General features: G+C 37.9%; 10 protein-coding genes. 1 reads left to right on the top strand and 9 read right to left on the bottom strand.

Annotated elements, in window-relative coordinates; genetic code table 11:
- Nucleotides 1-79: 79 nt before the first annotated feature.
- The 4 genes from JMN32_RS11170 to JMN32_RS11155 all read right to left on the bottom strand — a co-directional run bounded on the left by JMN32_RS11170 (nucleotide 80) and on the right by JMN32_RS11155 (nucleotide 5,798).
- The gene (locus JMN32_RS11170) at nucleotides 80-583 is read right to left on the bottom strand and encodes a phosphoribosyltransferase family protein (RefSeq protein WP_202856421.1); all 504 of its coding nucleotides are present in this window, start codon (nucleotides 581-583) and stop codon (nucleotides 80-82) included.
- Between the two features lie 4 nt (nucleotides 584-587).
- A complete protein-coding gene (locus JMN32_RS11165; protein WP_202856420.1) occupies nucleotides 588-1,061 on the bottom strand; it encodes an Lrp/AsnC family transcriptional regulator in 474 nt (157 codons plus the stop codon).
- Between the two features lie 181 nt (nucleotides 1,062-1,242).
- Entirely contained in the window at nucleotides 1,243-4,788 is a 3,546-nt protein-coding gene (locus JMN32_RS11160) for a PKD domain-containing protein (RefSeq protein WP_202856419.1), read from the bottom strand.
- Between the two features lie 47 nt (nucleotides 4,789-4,835).
- Nucleotides 4,836-5,798 carry a class I SAM-dependent methyltransferase gene (locus JMN32_RS11155; RefSeq protein WP_202856418.1) on the bottom strand — a complete coding sequence of 321 codons (963 nt, stop codon included), beginning with the start codon at nucleotides 5,796-5,798 and terminating at the stop codon, nucleotides 4,836-4,838.
- Nucleotides 5,799-5,891: 93 nt separating this feature from the next.
- On the opposite strand from JMN32_RS11155, the gene JMN32_RS11150 reads away from it, so the two are divergent.
- Nucleotides 5,892-7,202: a hypothetical protein gene (locus JMN32_RS11150; RefSeq protein WP_202856417.1), complete on the top strand. Its 1,311-nt coding sequence runs from the start codon at nucleotides 5,892-5,894 to the stop codon at nucleotides 7,200-7,202.
- Here JMN32_RS11150 and JMN32_RS11145 read toward each other — a convergent pair.
- From JMN32_RS11145 to JMN32_RS11125, 5 genes are read right to left on the bottom strand one after another with little or no spacing between them, the layout of a single operon-like run.
- Nucleotides 7,191-8,267 carry a glycosyltransferase family 4 protein gene (locus tag JMN32_RS11145; RefSeq protein WP_202856416.1) on the bottom strand — a complete coding sequence of 359 codons (1,077 nt, stop codon included), beginning with the start codon at nucleotides 8,265-8,267 and terminating at the stop codon, nucleotides 7,191-7,193. The genes JMN32_RS11150 and JMN32_RS11145 overlap by 12 nt on opposite strands.
- Nucleotides 8,260-9,384 carry a glycosyltransferase family 4 protein gene (locus tag JMN32_RS11140; RefSeq protein WP_202856415.1) on the bottom strand — a complete coding sequence of 375 codons (1,125 nt, stop codon included), beginning with the start codon at nucleotides 9,382-9,384 and terminating at the stop codon, nucleotides 8,260-8,262. Before JMN32_RS11140 ends, JMN32_RS11145 begins: the two co-directional genes overlap by 8 nt.
- Entirely contained in the window at nucleotides 9,381-10,523 is a 1,143-nt protein-coding gene (locus JMN32_RS11135) for a polysaccharide pyruvyl transferase family protein (protein WP_202856414.1), read from the bottom strand. Before JMN32_RS11135 ends, JMN32_RS11140 begins: the two co-directional genes overlap by 4 nt.
- Nucleotides 10,520-11,467, bottom strand: coding sequence for a hypothetical protein (locus tag JMN32_RS11130; RefSeq protein WP_202856413.1), 948 nt, complete (start codon nucleotides 11,465-11,467; stop codon nucleotides 10,520-10,522). The genes JMN32_RS11135 and JMN32_RS11130 overlap by 4 nt, the downstream gene beginning before the upstream one ends.
- On the bottom strand, nucleotides 11,468-12,760 hold the full coding sequence (locus tag JMN32_RS11125) for an MBOAT family O-acyltransferase (RefSeq protein WP_238354437.1): 1,293 nt from the start codon (nucleotides 12,758-12,760) through the stop codon (nucleotides 11,468-11,470).
- Nucleotides 12,761-12,862: the final 102 nt, after the last annotated feature.

Below are 12,862 nucleotides of genomic sequence, written 5' to 3'. Positions count from 1 at the left end.
TTTCAAGATTCAGACCTGACAGCTTCTGAATAAACATGTCTAAGATAAATGGATGATGGCTGTAATACAAGTATATCTCTTATTGAAGGTATACTTCTTTTTTATCGCGTTCTAATTGTACTTCGACATGTTCATTTATGGTCGTAGATAATTGATATCCCGCATACTGAGTCAGTATGGGAAACTCTGTATGACTTCTATTCACCAAAACAGCTGTTTCAATTTTTTTAATCTTGACATTAAGGAAAGGCTTGAGGCTGTATGCCATTGTGCGTCCTGTATTCATTACATCGTCGATGAGCACAATACATTTATTCTTTAATTGGGAGACATTGCAAGTCAAGGCTATTTCGCTCTGAGTAGGAGCAAATTTATCCAGTTTCACTCCTATCAATGTAATTTTAATAGGAGCGATAACTTCAAGCTCTTTCAGCAAGAGATTTGCCAGTTCATAACCTTGCTCATAAATACCTGCAAGGATTATCTCTTTTTCCTGAGAATTGTTCTCATATATCTCATATGCAATGCGCTTTATTTTTTGCCTAACTTGCGCATCAGTTAATATCAAACTTTTTCTTCCCATGGACCTATGGTATTGGCATTACTTTACTATCCTTAAAAGTTGATAATATTACAAGTGATTGCATGTTATCAACTACTTCAATATTAGTTACTTTTTCTAACATAAGCTTTTGATATGCGGCAATATCCTGAGCAATAATTTTTAATATAAAATCACCAGAACCTGTTATATGATGACATTCAATCACTTCGTCAATTTCATTAATAGCTTGAGTAAAGGCCTCTATATTTGTTTTATTATGCCCTTTTAAAGATACCATCACAAAAGTGCTAACCCCAAGTCCTACCTTCTCATTATTGAGCGTGGCATGGTAACTTTTTATAATCCCCGAAACTTCCAGCTTCTTCACTCTCTCTAATGTTGGTGCAGGAGATAAGCCAATCTCATTGGCTAGTTGAGCATTTGTAATTTTAGCATTGGCCTGAAGAATTTCCAATATCCTGCGATCAATTTTATCCAGCTTAATTTTCGGTTTCATTTGCTTCTATTTTTGAGTTTTTGACCATTCAACTTCACTTATTGTCACTAAACAATTAGTGCTCTAAATAACTACTGCACTAAATACGACGTGAACCACAAAATATTATTTGGTGCGAAGATAGATATAAAATACAAATAGGAAGGATATATGAAAAAAGATATTGTTAAAACTAACGCTATTAGTTATCAACTATTACTTTGTACATTGCCGTTTTACCCCCGGCATAAGCCCTTAAAACATAGATGCCGCTATTAATGTCAGCTGTATTTATATGTATATTGCTCATACCAGCAGGGAGTTCATTAAAGTCTATACTTTTTATTAAATCACCTTTGGTGTCGAATAATTGAACAGTGGCAGAATTCACCTTTTCAGAAATAATTTGAAGGTACAATTGATTGGATGCAGGGTTAGGAAACGGCGCAAGAATAACCGTCTCGTCATTATTAAGGTTTATACATTTCGTGTTGTTTGAAATTTCACTCTCTTCCAACCCCTCAAATAGCGGAACTAACGTAACACACAAATAATCTAAGCTCCGTGGGTCAATATTAAATCCTAAATTAATATTAACAAATTGTAATGGAGCCTCTGCAGATGTACGCGGGTTTAGTGTCTGGCTAATGACTTTCTCAATAGTTGCCTGATTACCCAGATCTATGAACGTTTTAAAACTATCAATGGTTACCGTGCCATTGTTACCGACTGTCAGTATCACTTCGGTTTCATCAACCGGGTTTCTATTTAATGCTGTAAATAAAATGTCCAAATCAGGGTATAATACGTTTATTCTATGTGTTATGGTATCGTTACATCCATTTTCATCAGTAGCGACTAGCTTAACATCATATGAGTTTTCTTCTGTAAATGTATAAACCGCATTGGTACTTCCCGATGTGTTCCCTTCTTCGAATGTCCATTGAAAGCTATTAGCTCCTTCAGACCTATTTGTAAACTCAACTTCAAGCGGGGGTGCTCCAAAAGTAACAGAAGGCTCAAATTCAGCGGTTGGGGCTGCATTAATTTGAATGGACTGCGTAATTGAATAGTCACAACCATTTTCGGTCATAATAGTAAGACCAACATTATAGTTGCCCGTTTGATTGAAGGCATAATAGCTAGAAGAATCAATACTTGTTGCCAGGCCATCAAAATCCCAACTTCTGGAAATAATAGAGTCTCCCATAGGATCGGTTGTGTCAAAGAAATGTGCATCTGCATTATCACACGCCATTTCAACACCAAAAATAACAGTTGGTTCTGGCTTGACACTTACTGTTTTATAAATTGTAGAGGTGCATAAGTTTTCAGACGTAACGGTTAGGCCTACACTATAATCCAATGCAAACTCAAAAGTCCGTTCGGGATTTTGGACAGCACTATATATACCTCCTAAATCCCACGACCAGTCCGTAATATCTTCGTTTGGTACAGGCACGGATGCATCCATGAACTGTATGGGTTCGTTGATACAAAGCTTGTCATATTCAAATCCAGCTTCTGGTGCAGGCTTTACATTCACCACCTGTTGGAGGGAGTCCTTACACCCATTAGTGGTTTGTACCACAAGTTTAACATCAAACGCACCAGAAGTAGTAAATACATGAGTTGGATGACGGTCTGCAGATATGTTACTTCCTGACGTGGGGTCATCAAAATCCCAATTCCACGAGGCGAGGTTTGCATCACCTACCGTGGTCTCATCTGTAAAAACAGTTGATATACCTTCACATGAAAGCTCATTGGTAAACTGCACATCCGGCAGCTCATACACATTTACCTCCTGAATCTTGGAAGTTTCGCAGCCTGCACTGTTTGTCAATGTCAGAGTAACATTATATGTACCAGGTGTAGCATACTGGAATAGTGGGTTTTCAAGGTTTGAAGTAAATCCATTGCCAAAATCCCAATGTACTGATGTGATATCTCCTGTTGAAGTATTATTAAATTGTAGGGCTTTGCCTACGCAGTCGTCGTTGACCGTAAATTGTGCCACCGGTCCAATGCTTACATCACTGATGGTTTGAATAACCTCCGCAGAACACCCTGGAATAGTTGCAACCAATTTAATTTCTTTCGCTCCCCCTGTTAAGAATTCGTAATTGAGATTTTCTGCTGTGGAAACAGAAGCGCCATTCACAAACCACTCATAGCTGATGTTGCCATTGTAGCTGCCAGGGGTAGTGTTTTCGAAGACGTAAGTGTCATTGGTACATATGGTGCTGGAGGGAAAGTTGAATGAGGGTGTTGGTTCAGGATAAATAGTAATCCCTTTTTTTGCAAAATTTTCACAGCCATCCGAGCTTGACACTGCTAAAGTAACCATATAACTACCTGCGGAGGCATAGGTATGATTTGGGGCGGCGGCTGTTGAGCTGTTGCCATCTCCGAAGTCCCAGTTGTAGGAGACAATGTTACCCGAGGCGTTTATGGAAGAAAAGTTTACCGGGGAGGAAAGACAGATATTTTGGGAAGTGAAGTCGATATCAGGAGCTACAGCAGAAGAAATCATAATTGTATCGCGATGATAAGAGATAGCCTCATTTTCTATTGTTCTTAAGCTCACAACATACTGACCAGCTTGAGAATAACTGATGCTTTCTGACTGACTTTCTGAGGTAGTTATTGACGCTGAACAAGTGTTATTAAATGAATGGCTAGCGAGATTACGGTTCAATAAATCTATGTTGAACGCATACCACTTTGAATCGATATTTTGGATATCAAGAGCAAAATTCTGACTTGACAGCGTCAATTTTCCTAAATCTTCCGTGTTGTAAACAAAATCAGAGATATGGTCCCCAAATGTGATTCGATAGAGATTACCTTCAGCACTTTGAATGAACCCGAAAAATTTCCCACCTTCGTTCACTAGTTTTATTGTAGCCGGAAACCTGGTCGTAACAGCGGTTGGCAATTCAGTAAATACAGGAGTTCCTCCGAGACTACCGCCGGAAAACGAAAGACTATAGATTTTGAAGTTACCATAAGAAAGGAGTATCCCGTACCATGAACTACAATCCTTGATGAGATCTAAGCCTCTAAGGGAACTGCTGCCAGAAACCGGATATGAGGAAATAGTAGGGGTTAAATTCAAAAGGTTTGTACCAAAACTTAAACGTACAATACTCGTATTAGAAGAAACAAAGCCATAGTAGTTTCCATTATCTTCCTCGACAGATATACTGTTTGCCGAGGATAACAGGCCAAAATTTCCTAGGTTAAGGACATCAGGAAGATCGTTCAATCCATTGACAAAAGCCAACCGAACGATAGTACTATTACCTGAATTTGCAGCAAAAATGTACGGCACCCCATTATACTCTATCATATCAAATGCATATACGCTAGAAAATGCACCCGATAAGGATCCTAAGTTTGTAAACACAGGAGTGTTGGTAAGGTCGTCACCAAAAAACATACGTAACAATGTATTGTCCGTTGTACTTATGGCGAACCCATACCAGCTTCCGTTTTCATTTACGAGCTGTAGTGAGCGGGATCGCAAGAAACTTGAATTATTTAAGACAATTGACGAAGAAGGGGTGGAATATAAATCCCCTGCGCAAAAATCCCACTGCACACTTCCTGCAGCAGAACTCTCCACTTGGATTGCTCCGTTGGTACAGGCAGTTTGCGCCATAGTAAAATTAACTGTAGGACATTGCCCAAAAGCAGTAACTGAATAGAGTAAAGCAAAAAATACAAGCGCTCGAAAAATCATTATTTATTAATATGCCAATACTACCTTAGGTAAACAGCTGAAATATACTATAGTTTCTCCAACCAAATGGAACCTGGTACGCGATCGGGCTCCTGAGCTATTACCGGAAAATACTTTGATAAAGTAGGAAAATAATTCTGCTTCAAAAAGTTCAATGCTGCAACAATTTTAAATTCTTTGTTATATGATAAAAAAGCTTCCAGAATATACTGTTCGTTCCATAGTCTGAATTCATCAACTAACCACTCCTTAGGATACTCATATGGAGTAAAGATATCATGAAAGTGGATCAATACGCCCTTTTTAAGGACTGGTAAAATAGAAAATATTTCATACAGGACATCGCCCTTCGGCCTTACCACATGAGATGAGTCAATGAACAGTATATCCCCCTCCTGCAACTGCTCGAATACATGAAGTTCTACTTCTTCAACTTTTTTTCTAATTAGGGTAACATTTAATTGTTCCAGCCATGGCATTTCGTATGGCTCTATACAAATTAATTCACACTTCGTATCGTTCCTTTTAAGTGCTTCAATGGACAATAAAGTTGAATAACCTGATCCAATTTCTACTATCTTCTTGGGTTGAATTTTTCTAATTACAGCGTAGTACAATTCTGCATCGCCAGACTGAAAAGAGGTATTATGGAAATAGTAGCTATTTGGTTTCTGTTCCTTCAGAGGCAAATTTTTCAATTCTTGTTGATAATGCAATCCATCAATAAATTTCAACTGCTCGTCAATGTTCATATCTAGTGATAGCAAAGGCCTTATTCCAGAAACTTCGACATTTCTAAAATCGAATTGCGGCTCGTAATAATGGTCTACAATAGGAAAAACTCCCAGCTTCAATAATATATTTTTTGTCAAAGGAAGCTTTTTAAGCTCTAGATATTTTGCGACTCTGAACCATGCAGCGGCCAATATTGTCAATGGAACAAAAATAACATCTATAACAACACTTAACGGTTTTAGTCCTCGAATCAAATATTTAACTGCCTGCTTCATACAAATGATCTTTATTTATGATAGACGAAACTAAGTTAATGCTTAAATTAAAACTCTTAAATTTGGAATATTTAATTCAATAGCGGAAATGCAATGAGCATTAGTGATTTTTTATTTACCCCGATCTTGCTATTTATAATATATATAGCGTTTTACCTATACTACCTGACACTTAATGATGAACTTTCAAAAAAAATATTATTCCCCTCTCTTACATTAAAAGTCATTGGAGCGCTGATGATTGGCATTATCTACCAATTCTACTATGGTGCCGGCGATACCCTCAACTATTATAATCAAGGAAAGATTGTTGCATCGGCTCTACGAGAAAACTTTTTGGCCGGCGTTCAGTTGCTATTATCAAATGGGGAATTTGAATCATCAACATTTGAATACAGTACTAAGCTGTACTGGTATAGAAATCCCCCAGAAATGTTTATTATAAAATTATCTGGTCTTTTCGGCTACCTATGTTTCGACACATACTCATCTATTGCCCTGATGTTTATGCTAATTAGTTTCTCCGGTTCGTGGGCATTATTTAATACTTTTAACAAAATTTATCCATCCTTAAAATTATATTCAGCGATTGCTATATTTTTCATTCCATCAGTCATATTCTGGGGAAGTGGTCTGATGAAAGACACTATCATGCTAGGTGCATTAGGTTGGCTGTTCCACTCTTTTCATTCACTCTTTATTGAAAAAAAAAGGATTTTGATATCTGTAATTGTATTAATAATCTGCCTGTATATTTTGTATACAATAAGAATCTACATTTTACTGGCTTTTGTACCCCCTGCATTATTTTGGATATTTCTGGAAAACAACAAGAGAATTAAATCCGCTCTAATTAGAAATATTTCAAAGCCTTTATTTGCGGCATTTGGGTTAGGTCTGGCATTTTATGCTGCAATCACTGTTACAGAAGGAAGCGAAAAATACGACTTGGATAATATAGGCCAGAGAACTAAAATTAATGCTGAATACTTGTACGCTATAAGTCAGCAACAAGAGGGGTCAGCTTATTATCTTGGTGAACTGGATGGATCTTTTGAAAGCATTGTGAGACTTACGCCTCAAGCAATACTTGTTACGCTTTACCGCCCGTTCCTATGGGAGATAAGAAACCCTTTAATGCTCCTATCCGCGATTGAATCACTTCTGTTCCTGACTTTGTCGCTCTATATTTTTATTAAACCTGGCTTTTTTAAAAGTATCCAAATTCTATTCAAGGAACCCCTCATACTTTTCTCGATAGTGTTCTCGCTTGGACTTGCTGTTGGTGTAGGACTAAATAGCTTCAACTTTGGAACACTAGTCCGATACAAGATTCCCATTTTACCTTTTTATTGTGCAGGGCTGTTATTTCTGTCTAAATACAAGGAAATTTCAGATGAGTGAATCAAAGACACTGATATAGTTAAAGACATTAGCTTTAATGGAAAAAGAATGCTCGACCTTTTTTCTACCATTCTTACCCAACTGCAGCCTCAATTTCTTGCTCTCAATTAACTCCTGTATCTTGCTATACCATTGTTGGGTATCTCCTGGCTGAATTAAAAATCCATTTATCCCGTCATCAATGATTCCAAGGTTCTCCCCAACAGCAGTTGCTATAACGGGAATTTCCAAAGACATATACTGTAAAGCTTTTCCTCCCCCTTTTCCTAATACCCATTTCTCATCCGGAAGGGGATACAATCCAACATCAATTCTGTTAATATCAGAAACTTCGGTTTCCGCACTCCACTTCAAAGCAGTAATTGGAACTCCATCAATCTTATAGTCTTGGTCACCGATAACTAATAACTCCACATCCGGCCTATTAACAAGCTTTTCAAAAACAGGCTTTAATAAGTACAAATATTTGGATGTGCTTCTACTACCGGTCCAGCCAACCACTACCTTGTCATTGCTCTTATGTACTGCTTTGTACCGCTCAACATCAATACAAACGGGGATATTAGTAACCGATTTATTCAATTCCTTAGCCTTATCATAGTTTGCCTTCGTTGAAACAATAACATGATCGCAGTTCTTTAACAGATACAAAGGATTACTTTTGCTTTTTAGAAAAGAAACTGCCTTGTTGAACCTACTTGTGTCTCCGACATAAAGCATATCATCAATATCATACACTGTTGCCTTGGCTATTTTTGTGAAGAGCCATTCAAATATAGGAGGTGCAAAAGGAACAACCCACAGATGTATGTAAACCAAATCATACTTTCTCAGAGAGAATAGCAGCAAAATACGTTTTAAATATCCCTCTAATGTATAAATTACTTTTCTGAGTAAATTGCCTCTAGTATATATCACATTCCAAAATGAGTAAGAAACAAAAGGCTTCATTTCTACCTGAAACCCTTGCGCTTCGAACTGTGCATAAAAAGCCTCAAACCTGAGTCTCTGACTTGGGGCAGTGTCTTTCGGATAAGGGGTGACAAATAAAATTTTTTTACCCATTGGTCAGTCTATAATATAGTTGCTTTATTTGAAGAGAAGTTTTTTCTAATGAAAACTTCTCCCGGACATAGGTTCTCCCGTTGTCACTAAACTCTTTCCTTAATTGAAAATCTCGTGATAAAAGTTTGATATAATCCGCCATTTGAGAATAATTTCCCCTCTCAACAAGGAAACCTGATTTTCCATGTTCAAAAAGCTCGGCAGGCCCTCCACTATCGGTCGCCACCAAAGGAACTCCGTAGAACAATGCCTCTGCACAAGTAAACGAAAAAGATTCGGACTCTGAGAAGTTAAGTACCAAGTCATATTTCTTCATTTCCTCTTCCACATTACTTATATAGCCCTTGAAGGTGATATATTTCTCCAGCTTTAATGTAACAACTTGCCTTCTCAGCTCATTTTTAAACCGTAGATTATTTTCGTTTCCAAAGTCCCCGCCCGCAAAGGTTAACGAAACATCAGGGGTATTCTCGTCTTCGACTAATCGTTGCAAAACCGAAATTGCATGCTGTTGCCCTTTTCCAAAGGTATAATTGGCCAGAAAAAGCATATTAAAAGTCGCCGTATCTTTCCTCACCTTGTATTTTTCATGGTTCTCTGATAATGGAAGTCTATCGTATATCACCTCCAGTTTTGGTGAAGGGTTTTCCCTTGCCACTGCAAATGAAACTGCTATTAACTTTTGACTAAACAAACTGTTTAAAAACATCCAAAATTTAAAAAGTGGTCTAGGGAATGAATTCTGTAGTCTACGAACATGTACAATCAACTCATACCTATAAAGCAGCTTCGCGGTAATACCCAACAGGTTATATATATCGTTCATATGAACCACCCGGGCATGGTGTCTTTTTAAAATTTTAAATAGCTTTATGGTATTAATAAGGAGCATGGGCAAATATTTCAAGTTATTCCTTAAGCTCCTGTTAATTTCGACCATGTCCAGCTTATATACTTGAAAACCTTCCTTTCGCAGTTGTTCATCATTACTGCTGGTTGCTGGAATAACAAAAACAAAGTTAAAATCAACCCGGAGATCAAGTGCATTATACCTGATAGCATTGAACGCTCCAGTGGTACCCATGCTGTTATCCATTATTACAATTGTTGGTCTCATCTGTTCCTATTTTTGCTTAAAAGAAACTGACATAATTTTTCCTTCCCTTTAATCATGATAGCTCTGTTTTTCTGAACCTCACTCTCTAAATAAACCCTTCGCTGCAGCATTTCTTCAATTGATTCGATAAACTTCGGTTCGGTCACTCCAATGTTTAGCAAAACAGAAGACCGAGGGAACATTTCAGATACGATTTTCAACTTTGGTTCAATATCAAGATTTATTGAAGGAACCCCTAGGCATGCTCCCACTATGGTGCCATGAGCGCGCATTGAAATAATTAAGTCCAAGTCAGCTATATGTGACAGATAAACTTGTAAAGACCCCTCATGAGGAGACCAGACATGTAATTGGTAAGGTTTCGTGGACAACCGCTCAACAATTTCAGCATCCGAATTCTTTTCGAAACAAAAAAAAGAAACTTCATAGCCCCTAGAGGCAAGCAATTCAGCCCTAGATAAGCACCAGTCAAAATATTCGGGTTGATTCCACACCCGCACTACAAACCCTATTGATTTTCCTCGCTTTTTTTGATTTTTCTTAAGCTCTTTGGGCAACCAATAATCTGTCAAGAATGCCAGGTCAGAAAACACACCGACTTCCCCTCCGAACTTAATCTTTTTTAAGTTACACAGGCTATCGGGATCCCTGACCATCAAAATATTATATGCGGAGAGTTTCCTAACACTATCCGGGTACCTATTTGAACTTTTCGTAAATGTCCCAACACCAATACCGACTCCCAGTTGATACGTCGCTGTTACGCCCGGCGTACCCTTGAAGCGCTTATAAAAGTTTAGCACGGAGGAAAACGTGCTATGACCTATTATATCTATTACTTTGTTTCTCACTGCGCTTAAAGTTGTACCGGTTGCAAAGTCAAAGTACACTCCTCCCCCTCCATCAATTAAAAAATCAAAGTGCTTATTGGCCTTATAATCAATAATCCCAATATCGGTGCCTAATAATTTACATATATACCCCGGTATCGGTGCATTTGAAAACACCTGAACTTCCGCATTTGGTAAGGCATCACGAATAACATTAAACGTGGTAAGTAGTAGGATGTCGTCTCCAAAATTCCCAAAACCATAGTAGCCACGAATTAAAATGCTCGCCCTATTTTGATTACTTTTCAATTTGTTAATGGTTTAATGTCTAATGAAAACCTTCTGGAAAAAGCGGCAGCACCTTCTCCATTTAAGTGCGTATTATTAAAAAAGTACAATTTTTTTTCAGAAAAGCTCTCTAGATTCGAGTAATCCAAAAATAGGCTGTTAGTCGAATCTGCTATTTGATTGACCATTTGTTTTACCTCGCCATATCTTACATAAGCACTCATACCTGGTGAATACATGGGTGGTGCAATAAATATTACTCTGGTCCCACGTTGATTAAAGCAGGAAATCAACTCATAATAAGCTTTAACGGACAATGGATCCGCGGCAACAGGAATGAAATGCTGAAGATCCTTCGGATCAAAATCGGATCCCTCTGTTTGTACGAATTCTAGAGAATCATAACCCTGTTGTTCTAATCCAGTCACCCACGCCTGAAAAGCATCCTTTATATAATTAGAATTCAGCATTGTCAGTTCGTAGAAGGGAACTGTTACCAATTTCGAATATCTGCTATTAATCTCAGATAGTGCTTCTTTTACATTCGGATTCAACAAGTATGGATAAAAGTCCTGAGGATGATAAATATTCCCATACCAGTCAAGCATATTTGGAAACACATCCAATATGACTATATCAGGAACTGTGTCAGCATGACAAAGTTGATATCCAACCGGTCTCCAATCCTGAATTTTTCTTCCCGATAACGCCGCATTGTAAGTCTTTAGGCCCGTCTGTTCTTCAATAATACCCGAGTTAAATGCCGCTTCAGCTATAGAGGAACCTAATATTAGTAATTGAGCATTAATATCTGCTCTATCAAAAACCCGGTAAAGTTTAATATTTGGCCTTCTATCCACATACTTATGCCCAATTTTTAAAAAGGAGCTGATAGAGAGTAGCACAACAAAACAAATTGCTGAGAAAAGTAACACCCGCACTATAAAAAGTTTTCTTTTGCTCATTTAAAATTGAAAGTAAATAAATTCGGACTCACCATGATTGCCAACCAAAACGATAAGTAAAATAACAATGATATATACTCCCCACCTGTAGGGTCGACTGAGAGCAAAAAAGGCTTTTTTTAGCTTCAAGTAGGATAAAATCATATCCCCAATTATCAACAGAGTAAGCATGCATAGTGTAGTCAAAAATTTTGGAATAGTAACTACCGGTTTATGTATTTTCAATTGCTCGAAATAACTGAAGCTTACCCGCCACTGTTCCACATCAAAGATCGAAGCTATAATTGAAATTGACTGCTCAACCGACTCCGACCTAAAAAATATCCAGCCGAAAACTACCAAATGAAAACAGATTAAAATTTGCACCGATTGAACAAACAAGCTGTTATTGAACCTGACCTTGTTTTTCAGAACCCGTTCAAAAATTAGATAAACCCCATGTAGGGCACCCCATACTACAAACGTCCAGTTCGCTCCATGCCAAAGTCCACTTACTAAGAAAACAATAAGTATATTGATATACACCCGTCTCATACTTACCCGGTTACCACCGAGTGGGATGTAAACATAATCCCTAAACCACGTAGACAGGGATATATGCCAGCGGCTCCAGAACTCACTAATGGACCTCGAAAAATATGGTCGGCGAAAATTCTCCATTAAATCAATACCTAAAAGCCGTGCTGACCCAATAGCGATATCGGAATAGCCGGAAAAATCACAGTAGATCTGAAAGGCAAACAAGTAGGAAGCTATCAATAAAGAAAACCCTGTTTGTTCTTCGTGGCTTCCGTATACATGATCCACGATAATTGCCAACCGGTCTGCTACTACAACTTTCTTAAACATGCCCCAGAGAATTCGCCTTAAACCGCTGACAGCGTTGCGGTAGCTAAACTCAACCTTTTTATCAAGCTGGGGGATAAGATGGCTAGCTCTCTCTATAGGACCTGCAACCAATTGAGGGAAAAAAGAAACAAATACAGCAAATTTACCAAAATGATTCTGAGGCTGTATCCTTCCGTGATAAACGTCTATTGTATAGCTAAGTGTTTGGAATGTATAAAATGAGATGCCAACTGGTAGTAAAAGATCGTAATAAGGCAACCGCCCAAGAACGTTGACAGTCGAAAGCACTTCATTTATGTTATGACTGAAAAAATTATAGTACTTGAAAGCTATCAACACTCCAAGATTTACGCTTAAACTAATTCCTAACAGAATTTGCTTCGTTGTTTTCTTAGCTTCGCTAAATATTTGCCGGGCAATGTGATAGTCGACTAAGGTTGACAAGAATATCAAAATTATGTACTCAGCCTTCCAGCACATATAAAAGTAATAGCTCGCAGCTAAAAGCAAGATCCACCGGAACCTTATGGGTAACGAATAATAAAG

The organism is Fulvivirga marina (assembly GCF_016775155.1).
Classification (GTDB): Bacteria; Bacteroidota; Bacteroidia; order Cytophagales; family Cyclobacteriaceae; genus Fulvivirga; species Fulvivirga marina.
Note: the sequence above shows the minus strand (reverse complement) of the source record. Positions and strands in the feature narration are given on the sequence as shown.

Bases quoted from the DNA above. Each gene is read 5' to 3' on its own strand.
- JMN32_RS11170 (WP_202856421.1), bottom strand. From the start codon at position 583: ATGGGAAGAAAAAGTTTGATATTAACTGATGCGCAAGTTAGGCAAAAA.
- JMN32_RS11165 (WP_202856420.1), bottom strand. From the start codon at position 1,061: ATGAAACCGAAAATTAAGCTGGATAAAATTGATCGCAGGATATTGGAA.
- JMN32_RS11160 (WP_202856419.1), bottom strand. From the start codon at position 4,788: ATGATTTTTCGAGCGCTTGTATTTTTTGCTTTACTCTATTCAGTTACT.
- JMN32_RS11155 (WP_202856418.1), bottom strand. From the start codon at position 5,798: ATGAAGCAGGCAGTTAAATATTTGATTCGAGGACTAAAACCGTTAAGT.
- JMN32_RS11150 (WP_202856417.1), top strand. From the start codon at position 5,892: ATGAGCATTAGTGATTTTTTATTTACCCCGATCTTGCTATTTATAATA.
- JMN32_RS11145 (WP_202856416.1), bottom strand. From the start codon at position 8,267: ATGGGTAAAAAAATTTTATTTGTCACCCCTTATCCGAAAGACACTGCC.
- JMN32_RS11140 (WP_202856415.1), bottom strand. From the start codon at position 9,384: ATGAGACCAACAATTGTAATAATGGATAACAGCATGGGTACCACTGGA.
- JMN32_RS11130 (WP_202856413.1), bottom strand. From the start codon at position 11,467: ATGAGCAAAAGAAAACTTTTTATAGTGCGGGTGTTACTTTTCTCAGCA.